17 protein-coding genes are annotated in these 18,405 nt (G+C 62.1%); 5 read left to right on the top strand and 12 right to left on the bottom strand.

Annotated elements, in window-relative coordinates; all coding sequences use genetic code 11:
- Positions 1–73 precede the first annotated feature (73 nt).
- The 4 genes from GGI60_RS06790 to GGI60_RS06775 all read right to left on the bottom strand — a co-directional run bounded on the left by GGI60_RS06790 (position 74) and on the right by GGI60_RS06775 (position 3,724).
- A complete protein-coding gene (locus tag GGI60_RS06790) occupies positions 74–706 on the bottom strand; it encodes a nucleoside triphosphate hydrolase (protein ID WP_183914279.1) in 633 nt (210 codons plus the stop codon).
- Positions 703–1,485, bottom strand: coding sequence for an ATP-binding cassette domain-containing protein (locus GGI60_RS06785; protein ID WP_183914277.1), 783 nt, complete (start codon positions 1,483–1,485; stop codon positions 703–705). Before GGI60_RS06785 ends, GGI60_RS06790 begins: the two co-directional genes overlap by 4 nt.
- Positions 1,486–1,487: 2 nt before the next feature.
- Positions 1,488–2,552, bottom strand: a complete 1,065-nt coding sequence (locus GGI60_RS06780; protein WP_183914275.1) for an ABC transporter permease — start codon at positions 2,550–2,552, stop codon at positions 1,488–1,490.
- A 152-nt stretch (positions 2,553–2,704) separates the two neighbouring features.
- The gene (locus GGI60_RS06775; RefSeq protein ID WP_011423843.1) at positions 2,705–3,724 is read right to left on the bottom strand and encodes a sugar ABC transporter substrate-binding protein; all 1,020 of its coding nucleotides are present in this window, start codon (positions 3,722–3,724) and stop codon (positions 2,705–2,707) included.
- Positions 3,725–4,051: 327 nt separating this feature from the next.
- Here GGI60_RS06775 and GGI60_RS06770 point away from each other — a divergent pair, with 327 nt between their 5' ends.
- The 3 genes from GGI60_RS06770 (at position 4,052) to GGI60_RS06760 (ending at position 6,522) form a co-directional block, all read left to right on the top strand.
- Positions 4,052–5,299 (top strand): ROK family transcriptional regulator, encoded by a 1,248-nt coding sequence (locus GGI60_RS06770; protein ID WP_183914273.1) that lies wholly within the window; start codon positions 4,052–4,054, stop codon positions 5,297–5,299.
- The gene (locus GGI60_RS06765; RefSeq protein WP_183914271.1) at positions 5,283–5,750 is read left to right on the top strand and encodes an RbsD/FucU family protein; all 468 of its coding nucleotides are present in this window, start codon (positions 5,283–5,285) and stop codon (positions 5,748–5,750) included. The genes GGI60_RS06770 and GGI60_RS06765 overlap by 17 nt, the downstream gene beginning before the upstream one ends.
- A gap of 190 nt (positions 5,751–5,940) precedes the next feature.
- Complete coding sequence (locus tag GGI60_RS06760; RefSeq protein WP_183914269.1) at positions 5,941–6,522, top strand: TetR/AcrR family transcriptional regulator; 582 nt, start codon at positions 5,941–5,943, stop codon at positions 6,520–6,522.
- Between the two features lie 26 nt (positions 6,523–6,548).
- On the opposite strand, the gene GGI60_RS06755 is transcribed toward GGI60_RS06760, so the two are convergent.
- A complete protein-coding gene (locus tag GGI60_RS06755; RefSeq protein WP_183914267.1) occupies positions 6,549–7,553 on the bottom strand; it encodes an NADP-dependent oxidoreductase in 1,005 nt (334 codons plus the stop codon).
- A 430-nt stretch (positions 7,554–7,983) separates the two neighbouring features.
- Between GGI60_RS06755 and GGI60_RS06750 the strand changes: the two genes are divergently transcribed.
- Positions 7,984–9,531, top strand: a complete 1,548-nt coding sequence (locus GGI60_RS06750; RefSeq protein WP_183914265.1) for a bifunctional diguanylate cyclase/phosphodiesterase — start codon at positions 7,984–7,986, stop codon at positions 9,529–9,531.
- A gap of 126 nt (positions 9,532–9,657) precedes the next feature.
- Here GGI60_RS06750 and GGI60_RS06745 read toward each other — a convergent pair whose 3' ends face one another.
- Together GGI60_RS06745 and GGI60_RS06740 are read right to left on the bottom strand one after the other, a co-directional pair.
- Positions 9,658–10,140 (bottom strand): RidA family protein, encoded by a 483-nt coding sequence (locus GGI60_RS06745; RefSeq protein WP_183914263.1) that lies wholly within the window; start codon positions 10,138–10,140, stop codon positions 9,658–9,660.
- A gap of 110 nt (positions 10,141–10,250) precedes the next feature.
- Positions 10,251–10,685, bottom strand: coding sequence for a cupin domain-containing protein (locus GGI60_RS06740; RefSeq protein ID WP_183914261.1), 435 nt, complete (start codon positions 10,683–10,685; stop codon positions 10,251–10,253).
- 117 nt (positions 10,686–10,802) lie between these two features.
- Between GGI60_RS06740 and GGI60_RS06735 the strand changes: the two genes are divergently transcribed.
- Complete coding sequence (locus tag GGI60_RS06735; protein ID WP_183914260.1) at positions 10,803–12,356, top strand: winged helix-turn-helix domain-containing protein; 1,554 nt, start codon at positions 10,803–10,805, stop codon at positions 12,354–12,356.
- A 113-nt stretch (positions 12,357–12,469) separates the two neighbouring features.
- Here the strand turns inward: GGI60_RS06735 and GGI60_RS06730 are convergent, their stop codons facing one another.
- Genes GGI60_RS06730 through GGI60_RS06710 form a run of 5 tightly spaced genes read right to left on the bottom strand, consistent with a single transcriptional unit; the run spans position 12,470 to position 18,399 of the window.
- The gene (locus tag GGI60_RS06730; protein ID WP_183914258.1) at positions 12,470–13,939 is read right to left on the bottom strand and encodes an NAD-dependent succinate-semialdehyde dehydrogenase; all 1,470 of its coding nucleotides are present in this window, start codon (positions 13,937–13,939) and stop codon (positions 12,470–12,472) included.
- Positions 13,936–14,709: a sulfite exporter TauE/SafE family protein gene (locus GGI60_RS06725; protein ID WP_183914256.1), complete on the bottom strand. Its 774-nt coding sequence runs from the start codon at positions 14,707–14,709 to the stop codon at positions 13,936–13,938. The genes GGI60_RS06730 and GGI60_RS06725 overlap by 4 nt, the downstream gene beginning before the upstream one ends.
- Before the next feature lie 2 nt (positions 14,710–14,711).
- A complete protein-coding gene (locus GGI60_RS06720; protein WP_281414007.1) occupies positions 14,712–16,727 on the bottom strand; it encodes an alpha-glucosidase in 2,016 nt (671 codons plus the stop codon).
- 19 nt (positions 16,728–16,746) lie between these two features.
- A complete protein-coding gene (locus GGI60_RS06715) occupies positions 16,747–17,511 on the bottom strand; it encodes an SDR family NAD(P)-dependent oxidoreductase (protein ID WP_183914255.1) in 765 nt (254 codons plus the stop codon).
- Positions 17,512–17,514: 3 nt separating this feature from the next.
- Positions 17,515–18,399 (bottom strand): SMP-30/gluconolactonase/LRE family protein, encoded by an 885-nt coding sequence (locus tag GGI60_RS06710; protein WP_183914253.1) that lies wholly within the window; start codon positions 18,397–18,399, stop codon positions 17,515–17,517.
- Between the last annotated feature and the right edge of the window lie 6 nt (positions 18,400–18,405).

The raw sequence follows: 18,405 nt of genomic DNA, 5'->3' as shown, positions 1-18,405 counted from the left end.
TCCGAAGCGATGCGTCTGCGGCCTCGATAGCATTAAAGTGCGGCGCATTGAAATCGATTCGTGGGCCGCGGCATTACGCCAGCGCGATTTCCAGCGTCACATCGGCCGGGCGGCGGTTTTCCAGGATCAGCCTTCCGTTCGGCAGGTCGTTGCCGTAGACCTTGGCGCTGGCGGCCTCTTCGCTCAGATTATAACCGCGCCAACGCGCCCAGAGCCGCTCCTCCAGCACCTCGATCGGCGGCGCCAGCATGATGGTGAAATCGAAGATGCCGTCGAGTTCGGCCCATTTGCCCTGCGTGAACAGCAGATAATTGCCTTCGACGATGATGAACCGGTCCTTGGGATCGATCGGCCGGGCCGAGGCGATGGCGAGTTCACGCGAGCGGTCGAAGACCGGCACCAGAACCTCCTGGTCGGCCGGCCTGACGGCGCGGACGATATCGAGGAAGCCGCGGACATCGAAGGTTTCCGGAATGCCCTTGCGGGCCAAAAGCCCGCGTTCGATCAGGATGGCATTGTCCATGTGGAAGCCGTCCATCGGCAGGACCGCAGAACTTTCGCCCCTGGCTTTCAGCGCCGCTGCCAGATTGTCGGCCATGGTCGATTTGCCCGAACCCGGCGGCCCGGCAATGCCGATCAGGTAACGTCTGGCATCGCCGGCGCGGCTAAGAACCTCGCCGGCGATTTCGTCGATGCGTGCATTCATGCAGCAACGGGCTCCGTCGGCACCGCCTTGGCGCCGGTCATGAAAGCGACGGCGTCCGACATGGTGTATTCCTTCGGATTGATCACCGTCAGGCGCCGGCCGAGGCGGTGAATATGGATCCGGTCGGCCACTTCGAAGACATGTGGCATGTTGTGCGAGATCAGCACGATCGGCAGACCGCGGGCGCGCACATCGAGGATCAGCTCCAGCACCTTGCGGCTCTCCTTGACGCCGAGAGCCGCGGTCGGTTCATCCATGATGATAACCTTCGAACCGAAGGCGGCGGCGCGGGCGACGGCGACACCCTGGCGCTGGCCGCCCGACAGCGTCTCCACCGCCTGGTTGATGTTCTGGATGGTCATCAGGCCGAGTTCGGAAAGCTTGTTGCGGGCCAGCTTTTCCATCGCCGGCCGGTCGAGCATGCGGAACATCGAGCCGAGCGGGCCTTTCTTGCGGATCTCGCGGCCGAGGAACATGTTGTCGGCGATCGAGAGCGCCGGCGACAGGGCGAGGTTTTGATAGACGGTCTCAATGCCGGCCTCACGCGCTTCCATCGGCGAACGAAAATGCACCTGCCTGCCTTCGAGCGTGATCACTCCCTCATCGGGGGTGACGGCGCCTGAAATCGCCTTGATCAGCGACGACTTGCCGGCGCCGTTATCGCCGATGACGGCAAGGATTTCACCCGGGTAGAGGTCGAAATCGGCATTGTCGAGGGCGGTCACGCGTCCATAGCGCTTGACGAGTCCGCGGGCAGTGAGAATGGGTTCGACAGCCATGATTACACCGAAACCTTTCTGATCCACTGATCGATGGCGACGGCGGCGATGATCAGCACGCCTGTCAGCAGGACTTTCCATTGCGGGTCGGCGCCGAGCATGTTGAGGCCCATCGACACGACGCCGACGATCATGGCGCCGAAGAGGGTGCCGAGAATGGAGCCGCGGCCGCCGAAGAGCGAGATGCCGCCGATCACGGTCGCGGTGATCGCCTGCAGGTTATAATCGGTGACTGCCGAGGACGGCGAGATCGAGCCATTGCGGCCGATCGAAACCCAGGCGGCGAAGGCGGCGATGACGCCCGATATGGTGTAGACGGTGAGCAGCACCCGCTTCGTCTGGATGCCGGAAAGCTTGGCCGCTTCCGGATCGTCGCCGACCGCATAGACATGCCGGCCCCAGGCGGTGTGATTGAGCACATACCAGAGCAGCAGGACGAGCAGCACCATGGCGATGACGCCGAGGGTGAGCACAGCGGTGCCGAGCCTGAAGCTTGCGGCGAAAAGATGCAGCAGCGGCGCCTGGGCGTCGACATCGGCGTCGCGGATCGTCTCATTGGCGGAATAGATGAAGTTCGTCGCCATGACGATGTTCCAGGTGCCGAGCGTGACGATGAACGGCGGCAGCTTCATGAAGGCGACGAGGAAGCCGTTCAGCAAACCGCAGAGACCGCCGACCAGCAGGCCTCCGATGACCGCAATCGGCGTCGGTATGCCGTAGGTGATGGCGACATTGCCCATGATGACGGCCGAGATCACCATGATGACGCCGATCGAAAGATCGATGCCGGCCGTCAGGATGACCAGCGTCTGGGCGGCACCCAGAATGCCGACGATGGCGATCTGCTGCAGGATCAGTGTCAGGGTATAGGACGAAAAGAACCGTCCGCCGAGTGCTACCCCAAAGATGATGATCGCCAGCACCAGCACGATCAGCGGCACCGCGGCCGGCGTCGAGTGCAGAAAATGCTGCGCACGCTTGATCAGCGGGACGCCCTGGTGCTCGAAGGAGGCGACGTTCTTGTCGCTGCCGTCGAGGACGCGTTCGAATTCCTGTGCTCCGGTCATGGTTCCTCCTCCGCATCCGCGCGCCGAACCCGCGCGGAGGCCGCCACCCATTGTCATCCGTTCGTTGCTTAGCCGGTGGGGTGACGGCACATCGTCCGTCCAAAACGGCCGGGGATCAAGCCCCGGCCGCTTTCTCTTTCAATAGATCGGGCTCAGCCCCAGCACTTGTCCGTGCCTTCCTTGGTGTCGATCGACTTGACGCCGGAGACCGGCTTGTCGGTGACGAGCGAAACGCCGGTGTCGAAGAAGGACTTGCCTTCGGTCGGCTTCGGCTTCTCACCGCTGTCGGCGAACTTCTTGATCGCCTCGATGCCGAGCGACGCCATCAGCAGCGGATATTGCTGCGAGGTGGCGCCGATGACGCCTTCCTTGACCGACTTGACACCCGGGCAGCCGCCGTCAACCGAGACGATCAGCACGTTCTTTTCCATGCCGACGGCCTTCAGCGCCTGATAGGCGCCGACAGCGGCCGGCTCGTTGATCGTGTGGATGACGTTGATGCTCGGATCCTTCTGCAGAAGGTTTTCCATGGCCTTGCGGCCGCCTTCCTCATTGCCGTTGGTCACGTCGTGGCCGACGATGCGCTTGTCGTCTTCGTCGCCGATCTTGTCCGGGTTCTTCGGGTCGATGCCGAAGCCCATCATGAAGCCCTGGTCGCGCAGGACGTCAACCGTCGGCTGCGACGGCGTGAGGTCGAGGAAGCCGACCTTGGCGTCCTTGGCCTTGTCGCCGAGCGTTTCCTTGGCCCACTGGCCGATCAGCTTGCCGGCGAGCAGGTTGTCGGTGGCGAAGGTGGCGTCGGCGGCATCGGCCGGCTCGAGCGGCGTGTCGAGCGCGATGACCAGCACGCCGGCATCACGCGCCTTCTTGACCGAAGAGACGATGCCCTTAGTGTCGGAGGCGGTCAGCAGAATGCCCTTGGCGCCGTCGGCGATGCAGCTTTCGATCGCCGCAACCTGGCTTTCGCTGTCACCGTCGACCTTGCCGGCATAGGACTTCAGCGAAACGCCGAGTTCCTTGGCCTTGGCCGTCGCACCTTCCTTCATCTTGACGAAGAAGGGATTGGTGTCGGTCTTGGTGATGAGGCAGGCGGAAACGTCGGCGGCCATGGCCGGCGCGGAAAAGGCGACGCCGAGTGCGAGCGCGCCGAAAGCGAGAACTGATTTCTTCATGAACTCCTCCCAGAGTTTGCCGGCGCCGCCCCTGCGGGCCGGAATTTTCGAGATGTGACACTTCGCTTCGGTCGCTTGTCGCTTCCGAAGCCGTCCGTGCCCTTGACGCTGGCAATTAAGAGCGAAAGAAATCGGCTTGTCAATAAATAAATCCAATTGAATTATTAATTCGATGTGGCATGCTCAATCGCATTAGGATGTACGGTACCGCGCCTTTTCAAATGCAGAGATTGGCCGCCGTACCGCTTTCAGCTGGTGCATAGTCCCCCCTGGATCGCTTCCTCCCGGGGGAACCGTGCAAGAGGCCAACGCTCGGGAGGAGCGGCCATGTCATCTTTGGATGGGCCGGAACACACACCGGTCCCGCCGCCGATTCTCAATCCGGCAGGGGGCGCGAACCAGGTCAGGGTGCGCGCCTATAACGAACGGCTCGTGCTGTCGCTGGTGCGCCTCTACGGCGCGCTGTCGAAGGCCGATATCGCGCGCCGCAGCGGGCTGTCGGCGCAGACCGTCTCGGTCATCATGCGGGTGCTGGAGAAAGAAGGGCTGCTATCGCGCGGGGCACCGGTGCGCGGCCGGGTCGGCCAGCCATCGATCCCGATGCATCTCAATCCCGACGCCGTCTATTCCTTCGGACTCAAGATAGGCCGGCGCAGCGCCGATCTGGTGCTGATGGATTTCGTCGGCCGCATCCGCATGCAGCTGCACCAGACCTATGCCTATCCGCTGCCGTATGAAATCCTCGCCTTCGTCACCTCAGGGCTCGAGGAGATCGAGAGCAGGCTCGACGACAAACAGCGCGGCCGCATTGCCGGCCTCGGCATCGCCGCCCCCTTCGAGCTCTGGAACTGGGCGGAAGAGGTGGGCGCGCCGCCGGGCGCCATGGAGGTCTGGCGAGAGGTCGATCTGCAGGCCGATATCGCCGCGCGCGTCTCCCACCCCGTCTTCCTGCAGAACGATGCGACCAGCGCCTGCGGGGCCGAACTCGTCTTCGGGGTCGGCCCCTCCTATCCCGACTTCGTCTATTTCTTCATCGGCTCCTTCATCGGCGGCGGCATCGTGCTCAATTCGGCGATCTTTTCCGGCCGTACCGGCACGGCGGGCGCGATCGGGCCGCTGCCCGTGCGCGACAGGAACGGCGAAACCAAGCAGCTGCTCGAAATCGCCTCGATCTTCGTGCTAGAAAACATGCTGCGCGAGCGCGGCATCGATCCCGAGCCGCTCTGGTATTCGGCCGACGACTGGGTGGATTTCGGCGAGCCGATGGAGGCATGGATCCAGGATAGTGCCAAGGCGCTGGCCCAGGCGATCGTCGCCGCCGCCTCGATCGTCGATTTCAGCGCCGCCGTCATCGACGGCGGTTTTCCCCATTGGGTGCGCAGCCGCATGGTGCAGGCAACGATCGACGAGGCCGCCAAGCTCGACCTGCAGGGCGTCGTCATGCCCGAAATCATCGAGGGCGCGGTCGGCGCGCAGGCGCGCGCCATCGGCGGCGCCAGCCTGCCGATCTTTTCGCGTTACCTCACAGACCAGAACGTACTCTTCAAGGAGATAGACCATGCTGAAGGGACTTGATCCGCTTCTGAGCCCGGAATTGCTTTTCACGCTGCGCGCCATGGGCCACGGCGACGAAATCGCCATTGTCGACGGCAATTATCCCGGTGTCGAACATGCCCGCCGGCTGATCCGGCTCGACGGCCACCGCCTCATTCCGGTGCTCAACGCCGTGCTCAGCGTGCTGCCGATCGACGATTTCGTGCCGGAGGCAATCTTCCGCTCGACCGTCAAGGCCGAGCGCGACAAGCTCGATCCGGTGCATGAGGAAATGATCGACTGCTGTGCGCTGCACGAGCCGCACCGGCAGGTGGTGCCGCTCGTCGGCGCAGATTTCTACGGCCGGGTGCGGGCCGCCCACGCGGTGATCCAGACAAGCGAACCCCGGCTCTATGCCAACATCATCCTGCGCAAGGGGGTGATCTATCCGAAGGCGGGCGGCCAGGCCGAGGTCGATCCGTTCGTTTACTGATCGGGGATTCGCTCCTTTTTGCCCATAGGTCAAAGTTGCTGCAGACGGCACCGCGCGTAGAAAAACGCGCGGTGCCGTCTGCGTGCGGCTGCCTTGTTGACCGCCCATATTAATGATGGATATCATCAATAGCTAAGCTATAATGACGGCCGACATCATATCTGGAAATTGCTGTCGAAAGGACCGTGACGTGCGGATCACCAAGGAAAAGAAGCAGGAAAACTACGACCGGATTGTTGCCACCGCGTCAGAGCTGTTTCGCGAACGTGGGTTCGATGGCGTGGGCGTGGCGGAATTGATGGAGCGCGCGGGGCTCACCCATGGCGGCTTCTACAATCACTTCCGCTCCAAGGAGGAGCTGATCGCGGAATCGACCGAGAATGGGTTGAGCGAGACCTTGCAGCGCTACGCCGGTCATGACGTCCTCGACGTTATGGAGCTTTATCTTGCACGCGAACACCGGGATGGACGTGGCCAGGGGTGCACGGCCGCGGCACTGAGTTGCGATGCCGCCCGACAGCCCGAGAAGACCAAGGCCGTTTTCGCTGCAGGAATAGACAAGCTGGTGCGCGCGGTGGAGGGTGGCATTGCGCGACATCATGCGTCGAGCGCCGGCGGGCGGGCACAAGCCATCGCCATCCTCGCTCAGGCGGTTGGCGCCATCGTGCTTTCGAGGGCCTGCCCGGACGATTCCCCGCTGGCCGACGAACTGCTTGACGCTTGCCTGGCGAATTGCCGGGACGCCATTGAAAATCGGATGCGAGAGCGATAGGGCCACGCATCCGCCGGCGCGGCGCGTCAATTCGCGACCGCGATGACCACCTTGCCTTTGGCACGACCGGTCTCGACATAGGCCAGCGCATCTCCGGTCTGTTCAAACGGGAATACCTTGTCGACAACCGGCCGGATCAAGCCTTGCTCGATCAAGCGGGCAATCTCACCCAGCTGCCGCCCCTCCGCGCGCATGAACAGGAATGAATAAGCGACGCCGAGATGCTTGGCCTTTTTGCGAACTCCTCGGCTCAACAACCACAGGACCAGCTTCAGGAACAGGTTGAGGCCGAGCTCCCTGGCGAATGCCGGTTCGGGCGGACCGGAGATGGAAATGAGCCGGCCACCCGGCTTCAGCACGCCCAGCGACTTTTCGAGCGTCTTCGGATCCTGGCTGTTCAGCACCAGATCGTAGCCCGACAAGATCTTTTCGAAGTCCTGCGTCTTGTAGTCGATGACCACATCCGCCCCGAGACTTCTCGCCAGCTCGGCATTTTTAGCGCTCGTCGTCGTCGCAACCGTCGCGCCGAGATGTTTGGCGAGCTGAATGGCGAACGTCCCGACACCGCCGGAGCCGGCCTGAATGAAGACCTTCTGGCCGGGCTTTATCTTACCTACCTCGACGAGCGCCTGCCAGGCGGTCAACCCGACGAGCGGGATGGACGCCGCTTGGCTCATGCTGAGGTTGCTCGGCTTCAGCGCCGCATCGGCTTCATCGATGGCAATGAATTCGGCGAATGTCCCGACCCGATGATCGCGAGGCCGTGCATAGACTTCGTCACCCACCTTGAACCGCCTCACCCTGGATCCGACTTTGACAACCGTTCCGGCGAGGTCATGCCCGAGGACGAAGGGCGGACGATAGGGAAGAATAAGCTTGAACTCCCCGTCCCGGACCTTGGAGTCGAGCTGGTTCACGGCGGTGGCCTGAATCCGCACGAGGACGTCATTGTCCAGCAATTCCGGTTCCGGCAGGTTGGCCAGACGCAGAGCGCCTTTCTTCTTGTACTTGTCAACGACGAATGCCTTCACGGGGCCTTCTCCTCTCGCGGCGTCAGGTGTCAAGGGAACGATAAAGCCACAGGCACAAATCGGCATGGACCCATGTGATCGAGGACGCCCTACCTCCGTCAGCAGTTTTTAATGACGTTTATCATCATAGTTGATTAATGATGCTCGTCATCAAACTTGTCAAGTCGATTTCTGAACCCGCGCCTGGTCCGATTTGCGGCAAAGCTATCCGTTATGCGCATAGAACCGCCTGCACCCCTCGTCAGGGCAACCCACCGTTAACCTTCGACGCGCACAAAGGTCTTTCGAACTTATCTGCGCGCTGGTCGGCGACCGCAAGCTGGGCTTTCAATGCCGCCCGAATGATTTGTGGCGGTCTTCGATTACCGCCGAGGACGATGCGGTCCTGCGAACTGGCCATGATGGCTCTTCACACAACAGGAGCGTTCATATGCCCCGCATCCGCCCGACCAGACCCCAGTTGGAGATATTGGGCTGGCTTGCGATCTTCCTGCTTCTCTTCAGCCTCTCCTGGCGCTTCCAGTGGCATGAGGAGCTGGATGAGTTTATCGAGCGGCATCACAACTATCCGCTCGACCACGCACTGCTTGCCCTGAATATCTCCGGGTTTTTGGGGCTCATCTATTCCGCGCTGAGGATCCGGGACCTTTCGAGGGAGGTTGATCGCAGGCTGCAGGCCGAAAAGCACGTCGACTGGATTGCCTGTCATGACACGCTGACCGAGCTGCCGAACCGCAGATTCCTGGATTCCATATGTGCGCAGGCAATGACCGATCAAAGGTCACAAGATACGTATGCGGTGTTCAGCATCGATCTCGACGGCTTCAAGAAGGTCAACGATCTCCTCGGCCACGATCACGGTGATGCGGTGCTGAAGACGGTTGCTCAGCGGCTCTCCTCGCTCTTTCCTCAGGAGAACGTTTTCCGCCTTGGCGGAGACGAGTTCGTCGTTCTCTCGCGGCGCATCGGAAATCCCGATCTTGTCGCTTTGGGGAACCGCATCGTCAGCGCAATCGGAAAGCCGTTCACATTCAATGGTGTCGCCGTCGACCTCGGCGCCAGCGTCGGCTTCGCACTTTATCCGGAGGACGGCGATGAGCCCGGTCAGGTCATCCGGCATTCGGACTGTGCGATGTATGTGGCGAAAAAGCAGGGGCGCAATCTGGTGAAGCCCTTCGTGCCATCGATGCAGGACGAGCTGGCGAAACGGGTCAGGATAGAAGGGGATCTCCGCGTAGCCATCCGGAAGGCTGAGATCATTCCCTATTATCAACCGCTCGTGGATCTGAAGGAAAACAAGATTATCGGCTTCGAGGCGCTGGCGCGCTGGAAAACGGCGTCCGGCGAGTTCATCCCGCCGAACGAGTTTATTCCAGTGGCAGAGGAAGCCGGTCTGATCGTCGAATTGACGGACCAACTGCTTCGCCGCGCCTGCACCGATGCGCTTTCCTGGCCAAGCGAGCTTGTACTGTCGTTCAACCTTTCACCGATTCAGCTGAGCGACCGGTTGCTGGGCCTCAGAATTCTCAAGATATTGGGCGATGTCGGCCTGCCCGCGCATAGGGTCGAGCTTGAGGTGACGGAGAGCGCCATCATCCAGGACGCCGTCACCGCACGCATTGTCCTCGACGATCTGGTGAATGCGGGGGTCGGAATTGCGCTCGATGATTTTGGGACAGGCTATTCCAGCCTCTCCCAGCTGTCCAACTACCGGTTCGACAAGATCAAAATCGACAGGAGTTTCGTCGCTTCGTTCGAGAGCAATGACAAGCAGGACAAGGTGATCAAGGCCATCATCGCCCTCGGCGCCGGCCTCGGCGTGACGATAACGGCCGAAGGCATCGAAGAGGAGAGCCAACTTCAGCGGCTTCAGGATCTGGGCTGCGACATCGGCCAGGGATATCTGCTGGGCAGACCTGCGCCAATCGAGGAGATCGCGGCGGATCAGGTCGGCAGCAGGATTCGGCAGCGCCGTTGATGGGCTGCGTTCGTCTATCAGGTCGAGGGTGAGTTGCCGCTTCCCATCGCCCCTGTGCAGTTGTGTAGGTGCCGGCACCTGCGCCCCGGAATGCCGTCACAATCGATTCCCCGCGCCCATTAGGGATCAACCGTCGATTTCGACTTCCGCTTCGCAGTTTACCGGCGCATTCAATGGGATGGCCATGCCGATGGACGAGCGGGCGTGCGCGCCGGCCTCGAGACCGTAGAGATCCAGTATCAGATCGGAATAGCCGTTTGTCACCAGCGGCGTCTCATTGAACCCTGGAGCGACATTCACCATCGCGAAAACGCGCAGCCAGGCCGTGACCCGATCGAGGTCTCCCACGGCGCGTTTGAGGCTTGCGAGATGGGCCAGGGCGACAAGCCGAGCCGATGCGTATCCCTGCTCCGGCGACACTTCGGCTCCGACCTTGCCCAGCGGTTTTGCCAATGTCCCATCCGGGTTGCAGGCGACATGACCTGAAATATAAGCGCGGGTGCCGCGCACCCGAACCCAAGCGAAGGGCAATTTCAGGCCGTCTCGAACCTTTAAGGGTTCGGGCAGTTCAAGACCCATTTCGGCTAAACGTTGTTCGATGATGGCCATGATGCACCTCCCATGTGGTTGGATCGCGCAAAGGCGGCCGGTGGTTTTGCGATAGCGATATGCGAAAGAACGAACCTGAAGTGTGGCAACTCCAGGGATTGACGACGCGTTTAGGGCACGATGCCGTCGAGCTCCGGCATGAGAATGACGCTCTCGTTGGCCGCGGGATCGTTACGGGCTCCGAGGAACTCGGCGTTTTCCGCGCTGCGATTGACGGCGACGTGCGGAACGCCGGCCGGAATGAACAGGTAGTCACCGGGGCGCACCGTTTCGCAGCATTCGAGCTCCGGCCCTGACCAGATCTCGATCTCCTGGCCGGCGGTCATGAGAAGGGCGGTCTCGTGTCCCTCGTGGCGATGGGCGCTGGTTCGCCTGCCTGCGGGCAGCGAAATCGTCCCGAGCCACAGCATGGCCGATCCGACGCTCTCTGCGGAGACGCCCGACCGGTAGACGGATCCTTGCTTGGCGATGTGGCTGTCGCTGCCGCTGACGACCTTTGCGGTTATTGCAGAAGGATTTTTCGGCTGGGCTGCTTCGTTCTTCATGGCTCTCACCATTGCGTGGCGCGATGAAAACAGACTCTGCGCGCTCAGCCGGCGCAAGTCCTGAAGCAATGCCGAAAAGTTCCGAAAAACGCCGAAATCGGCGTATCATGGCTGGCCATGAACACCCAGCACATTGCATTCGGCCGCTTCGAGTTCAGCGCCGAGAACGGAAGCCTGCTTTGTGACGATCGGCCTGTCGCCATCGGCGCCCGCGGTGCTTCGCTGCTTGCCGTTCTGCTTGCGGCGCAAGGGGGCGTCGTCTCAAAATCGGCACTGATGGATGCCGCTTGGCCCGGATTGGCCGTCGAGGAAAGTAATCTTTCCGTTCAGATTGCTGCCCTTCGCAAGCTGCTCGGCCCCGCATCGGACGGCACCGAATGGATCGCCACCGTCCCACGGGTCGGCTACAGGTTTTCAAGCCGGGTGGAGAGCGCAAGTGAAGGAATCGATAGCGAGTGGCATGCGCAAGCCAGATCCAAGCTGGGGCTCGCAGTCCTGCCGTTCGAAAATCTGGGCGGCGATGCCGAGAAGCAATATCTGGCCGACGGGATCGCCGACGACCTGATCACAGCACTCACTCGGTTCAGATGGCTGCGCGTCGCCTCACGCGGGGCAAGTTTCAAAGACAGGAACAGCTCCAGGGATCCGCGCGCCGTCGGGGTCGAACTCGGTGTCAATTTTCTGGTGGATGGGGCTATTCGGTATACCGGCGATCGGATCCGAATATCGGTGCACCTCGTCGACGCGGCCAAGGGCGCGACTGTCTGGTCCGAACACTACGATCTTCAGCTGGCCGAGATATTCGCGGTGCAAGACGCCATCGCCGAGCGGATCGCCGCGGCAGTCGAACCCGAGCTGCTGTTGCGCCACGGGCTGGCGGTCGCTCCCCACACCGGCAACATCACGGCCTGGGACCTTGTCCGGCAAGGCACATTCAATTTCCACAAGGTCTCACAGCCAACCCACCTTCTGGCAAGACGATTTTTCCGCGAGGCCGCCGAGATCGACCCCATGCTTCCGGAGGCGCAGATCTGGCGGGCTCGGGTCAACGCCGGCCTCATCGCCTATGGCTGGACGGAAGATCCTGCCGCGGATGGTCAGGAAGGGTTAACTGCCGCCCTGCGGGCGATCTATCTCGACGCGCGAAACCCGTACTCGCATTATGCGCTGGCGATCGTGTCGGCCTACACGGGCAGAGCCGAGCAGGCGATCCTCGCCGCGGAACGGTCGATCGAGCTCGGTTCGGGCTTCGCCCTCGGGCATCTCATCCTCGGCATGGCCCGGCTCTTTTCGGGCGACGCGGCCGGCGCACGAAAGCCCTTGTCTCGCGGCCTCGAACTCAACCCGCACGATCCGCAGAATGGGGTGTGGTTCAGTCTGTTGATGCTTGCGCTGTTCTTTTCCAATGATGTAGAGGGCGCGCTCGACGTCGGGCATACGGCATTAAAGGCGCGACCCGACTGGCCGGCGCTCATGCGCATTCAGGCCTGCTGCCACATGGCCGTGGGGAATATCGATCAGGCTCGCCGCCTCGCCGCGGCAGCCCACGGGCTTCCGGTAGCTGCCGGCGATGCGCTTGGACCGTTCAGAGAGGGCAATAAGGAATGGGCGACCCGCCTCAACGAGCTGTTGCAAGCAGCGGAACGATCAAGCGACTCTGAAGCGCGTTGATGGGCCGCGGCATGTCGGCTCTGAACGAGAGCCGACACCAACTTGCCGATTCAAGGGCATGTGTGCTCTGATGCAACAAGAGAAGTGTCCACAACATCCCGGGATTGGAATCGTCAGATCCCCCCGAGGGCCACGTACTTCAACTCCAGAAAGCCCTCAATCCCGTATTTCGATCCTTCGCGCCCGGTGCCGGACTGCTTGATGCCGCCAAACGGAGCCATTTCGTTGGCGATCATGCCAGTGTTGACGCCCACCATGCCAGCCTCAAGCGCTTCCGCGACACGCCAGATGCGGGCCATGTCCTTCGCGTAAAAATAGGAGGCAAGGCCGAATTCGCTATCATTGGCCATGGCGATGACGTCGTCCTCGTCCTTGAAGGAAATGATCGGCGCCAGCGGCGCAAAGGTTTCCTCCTTTGCCACCTTCATTGCCTGCGTCACGCCGGTGACGACCGTCGGCTCGAAGAACGTGCCCCCGAGCGCGCTACGTTTGCCGCCGGAAAGCACGACCCCGCCTCGTGCGACCACATCGGCGACATGCTCTTCCATTTTCGCCACAGCCTTCTCATCGATCAGCGGCCCCTGGCTGACGCCGGCTTCGGTACCGCGACCGAGCGAAAGTCCGGACACCTTGGCAAGAAGCTTTTCGGTGAAAGCCGCAGCGACGCTCTCCTGTACGTAGATGCGGTTGGCGCAGACGCAGGTCTGGCCGGCATTGCGGAACTTGGAGATCATCGCGCCTTCGACGGCGGCATCGAGATCGGCGTCGTCGAATACGATGAAAGGCGCGTTGCCCCCGAGTTCCAGCGACAGGCGCTTGATGCCGTCGGCCGCTTCCTTCATCAGCCAGCGGCCGACCCCCGTCGAACCGGTAAAGGTGATCTTGGCAATTTTCGGATTGTGGCAGAACTCAAGACCGATGGGCTTGGCCTCGCCTGTCACGACCGAGAACACGCCCTTAGGCACGCCGGCGCGCTCAGCCAGAAGGGCGAGCGCCAGCGCCGATAGCGGCGTCTGCGAAGCAGGCTTCAGGATCATGCTGCAGCCGGCAGCAAGGGCCGGGCCGGCCTTGCGGGTGATCATGCCGTTCGGAAAATTCCACGGCGTGATCGCCGCGCAGACGCCCACCGGTTGCTTCAAGACCATGATGCGCTGGCCGGCATTGGGACCGGGAATGATATCGCCGTCGATCCGCTTTGCCTCCTCCGCGAACCATTCGAGATAGGCGGCATTGGAGACGACCTCACCCTTCGCCTCCGCCAGCGGCTTGCCCTGCTCGGTCGTCAGGATCAGCGCCAGATCGTCGGCATTTTCGATGATGAGATCGTGCCAGCGCTTGAGCACCTGCGCCCGTTCCTTGGCCGTGCGCCTTGCCCATAGCTTCTGGGCGGCCGCCGCGGCATCGATCGCCTCGGCGACAACTGCCCGGCCGAGATCCGGCACATTGGCAATCAGCGCCCCGTCGAAGGGATCGGTGACCGCAATCGACTTGCCGTCGGGTGCGGCGATCCATGCACCCTCGACGAAAGCCTTATCTACGAGAAGCGCGGGGTCCTTGAGGGCAAGCGTGCGACGGTCGGTCATGATGCATGATCTCCTATGATTGTCAGAAGGGCGGGAGCGGCCAGCGACAGGCCGGATAAGAAAAGCAGGCCGAAGGCCATGCGGCGAATAGACAGCGCAGACAGGGGCGGCGGCCACCTTTTGGCAACCGCGGTCATGATCATTACGACGGGAATGCAGAGGAGCCCCCACCAGAAGCCGCTGTGCGGTATCTCGCCGGCAGCCGCGACCATGGACAGCCGAATGACGGCATTGACGGCAAAGACCGCGACCAGCGTTTCGCGGATGCTGACGGCCGGCAGCGGCTGCCGGTAGAGATGATAGACCAGCGGCGGGCCGGCGGTGGAAAACAGGCCGCCCATCAGGCCGGCAATCGCACCGAATAACGCGAAAGATACCGTCGATGACCGCGCCGCCAGCGGCTGGGGCTTCAGCGCAAGCTGCAGGCTGGAGGCAATGATGACGATACCGAGCACAAGTTTCAGCCAATCGATGGACCTCGAAACCATCAAGCCCAGCAGCCAGTATCCGGCGGCAAGGGCGGCAAGGCTGGAGATGACGACCGGCCAGAATTCCGCCCAGGCGATATCGCGCCAGCCGCGTGCCAGGACCTGCGCCGCATTGACGAGCACCATGCAGCCGACGAGCACCGCGGCCTCCGGCAGCGGCATCAGCCCGGAAAGCCCGATGCCGCCCATCATGATCAGGCCGAGGGCAAAACCCGTCAGGGTCTGCATGTAGGCGGCAAGGCCCGCCAGTACCAGAAGCCCCGCAAGACCGGCAACACTCACGGTCACAGGCCTCGAAGACCGGAAAACAGCGCTTCATTGGCGCAACCGGCGCGATAGAAGACGGGCGGCTGGCCCAGCGGCGCGGCGATCTGCACCTTCTCGCCGCCGGCAAAGGTTTCACCGGTCCAGGCGTGAACCCACCGCTCGCCCTGCGGCAGATAGACGACACGATCTGCCTGCGCCGCCTCCCAGATCGGCGCGACCAGCATGTCAGGGCCGTAGAGGTAGCTGTCCTGGATCGCGTAGGTCTCGCGATCGTCCTGGTAATGCAGGAAGAGCGGCCGCTGCACCGGCAGCCCCCGCGCAACCGCCTCGCCGGACAGGGATTTGAGATAGGGAGCAAGGTGCTTGTAGATCCGCGTCATCCGGGCGAAATGCGACAGCACCTGCGGATCCTGATCGATCTGGACGTTTTCGCGCGGACGATTTCCCTCGTGGCTGCGCATGACGGGCGTGAATGCAGCCATCTCGGCCCAGCGCATCAAAAGCTCCGGCGTGCGGACATTGCCGAAGAGACTGGTGTAGCCGCCGATGTCGGAGTGGTGGTAGGCATTGCCGAGCAGGCCGGAAGACAGTGCCGCACAGATAACCGTGACCAACCCGTCATGACGGGAGAAATCGACCGACTGGTCGCCGCCCCACAGCAACGGGCAATGTTTCTGGACGCCGGTGAAGCCGGCGCGCATGAAGAACAGCGCCTCGCCGGTCTGGCTGCGGCTGGCAACCGCCTTGGCGTTGACCTCGGCCCAGAGCGTCGGCCACTGATTGTGCATCAGCTTGGCATCGATGCCGTTTGAGAGGTGGACATCGATCGGCAGATATTCGCCGAAATCGGCCATCCAGCCGGAGAGGCCGTAGTCGAGCATCTTCTTGCCGATGATGTCCTCGGCAAACCATTCCGCCGCGGCCGGATTGGTGAAATCCACGACGCCGCAATCGAACTCGCCGAAATCAACGAGTGCGGTCGTGCCGGCTGCATCCGTAGCAAAATAGCCGGCTTTTTCGGCGATCTCGAACAAGGGTCCATCGACACAGAGATAAGGGTTGACGTAGCCCAGGAACCGGATGCCGTCATCCCTAAGTTCGGCGATCCTCCGGCGCAGGTCCGGATAACGCTCCTCGTTGACTTGCCAGTCCCAGAAAAGACGCGCGCCGAACGAGGTTTTACGCAGGCCGACCCAGTCCTCGCACCACAGAGCGGACACCTCGACACCCGCGTCGCGCATCGACTGCAGGCGCCGGAAAGAATTTTCCCCGTCCTTCAGACCGATGATCGCGCCGTTATACACCCATTCGGGAAGCGGCGGTTGGCGGCCGAAGCGGTCCGACAGCAGCTCGACCAGTTCGACGAATGTCGGAGCGGCAAAGAACTCGATCCGCTCGGGGATCGCCCAGACCTCGATCTCGTGAAAGGCCTTGCGGCGGAAATCGAAGACGGAATAGGCTGACGTCTCCACATGCATGGCGTAAAGCGCCGAGGAAACATAGGTCGGCTGCGGGTAGTTGGTGTTGAAATAGTCACCGCCTGCCCTGTCCTTGACGTTCGATTTGAACGTGATCTCGCTGGTCTGGTCACGGCCAACGCCCGGCTCGGACGTCCAGAGTGGAAAGCGGCGGCCGCGCATATCGAAATAGGACATCTGCTCGCCCCCGCCCCAGACATGTTCATCGTGATCGGCGGGAATTCGGATCCAGAGGCGATTGATGAGGGGATCGGACGCTTCAAATTCGATCGCTCCGTTCTCGATCGTCAACACCAGCCGTGGCTTCTGGCCCGACCGTTCCGATAGGGCGATCCGGTTTCCGTCGATCTCGGCATGCGCCAGTCGGCCGCGCTCAATGACATAGTCCTCGATCTCGAAGTTGCCGCGATACATATCCATGCGCTCCTCGCCGATGCCGGCAAAAATGCAAGGCGCACTCGTGCTGTGATCGAGGATCGTCCGGCCATTGATGGACACGGTAAATCCGGTTTCCGTCTTTTCGAGTTTCATCGCCATGTCTTTCAGATCTTGCATCGTCTTGGTCGGTTGTCGGTCAGTTCTGGGTCAGGCCGGCATCGACGACGAAATTGGCGCCCGTACAGCCGCCGCTTTCGTCGGAGCCGAGAAACAGCGCCATGCGCGCCACATGGCTTGCATCCAGCCTGAATTTCAGCGCCTGCAGTTCGATGAACTGCTGGTTCTGCTCCGGCGAGGTCCACAGCTTCAGCTGCCGCTCGGTGACAACAGCGCCGGGCACGATGCAATTGACGCGGATTCCGGAAGGGCCGAGTTCGCGGGCAAGCGTCTTTGTCATGCCGTTGATCGCGGCCTTCGCGGTCGTATAGCCGACCATGCCCGGACGCCCGCGCATCCAGGAAATCGAGCCGAGCATGATGATCGATCCCGCCCCCTTTTCCGCCATGCGCGAGCTGACCGCCTGGGTGGCGAAGAACTGGTGATCGAGATTGAGCGACAGCGCCCTGCGCCAGCTATCCGGCTCGACATCGCTCATCGCATGACGATCATCCTTGCCGGCATTGTTGACCAGGGTAGCAATGCCGCCACACGCCTGCTCGATCTCGGCGATGGCAACCCGCAGTGCCGCGATATCGGTGATATCGCATAGGGAAAAGGCAGCACCTGTTTCGGCGGCGAGCTTTGTCCCTTCGACCGCGTCGATATCGATGAAGGAGACATTTGCGCCCTGCGCCGCAAAAGCCCTGACCATTTCCGCGCCGATCCCCGACGCGCCGCCGGTGATCAGCACCGCGCGGCCTTCAAGCGATGCATAGCGAACGGTGTCATAGGTGGATGGCATGGATCAGACTTCCGGGTTGAAGAGAGGTTTTTGCAGCCCGGCCACATCGGTGCGCATGGCAAAGAGGCCGCCGGACAGCGGGAATGCTTCAAGCTCCGCCTCGGAGCGGCCGACGCTGGCGCTGGTGCAAAAGAGCGTGCGCATGTCCCCACCGCCGAAACTGACCATTGTCGGGCATCTGACGGGAACAGGATATTCGGCCAGCAGCGCGCCGTCCGGGCTGTAGCGCTGCACCCGGCCGCCCTCGAACAGGGCCGTCCAATAGCAGCCATCGAGGTCGACAGCGCCGCCATCCGGGCGGCCCTTGTCCGTTTCGCCGCCGAACCGGGCAAAGACCCGCCGGTTGGATGCGGTGCCGGTTTGCGGTGCGTAGTCATAGGCGTAGAGCGTGTAGCGCAGCGTATCGGCGTGATAAAGCCGGCGTCCGTCCGGTGAGAAAGCGACGCCGTTCGAGGTCAGCAGACCATCGGCCAGTCGCGCCAATCCGTTACGGTCGTACCGGTAAAGTCCGGCAATTCCCTTTTCGCGGCTTTCATCCACCGTTCCGGCAACGAACCGGCCTACTGGATCGACCATGCCGTCATTGAAGCGGCTGATCGTCTGGTCCTCCGGATTGTCGGCGAGCTTGCGAACCGGCCTGCCGTCCGCATCGATCCGCCAGATCCCCGACCTCAATCCCGCGACGAAACCGCCCCCTGCGGCGAGGCCGATGCAACCGACTTCTTCCGCGAGCTCGAGCGTCGTCAAGCTGTGCGCCTGCGGGTCGAAACGATGGATGCGGCCGCGCTTGATATCGACGAAATAGAGCAGCTGCTCGGCAACCGACCACAAAGGGCATTCGCCGAGCGACGTTTTTGCATCGAGAACGAGGTCGAAGCCTGTGCGCACGAAATG

It is taken from the genome of Rhizobium lentis, assembly GCF_014200175.1.
GTDB classification, from domain to species: domain Bacteria; phylum Pseudomonadota; class Alphaproteobacteria; order Rhizobiales; family Rhizobiaceae; genus Rhizobium; species Rhizobium mulingense.
Note: the sequence above shows the minus strand (reverse complement) of the source record. Positions and strands in the feature narration are given on the sequence as shown.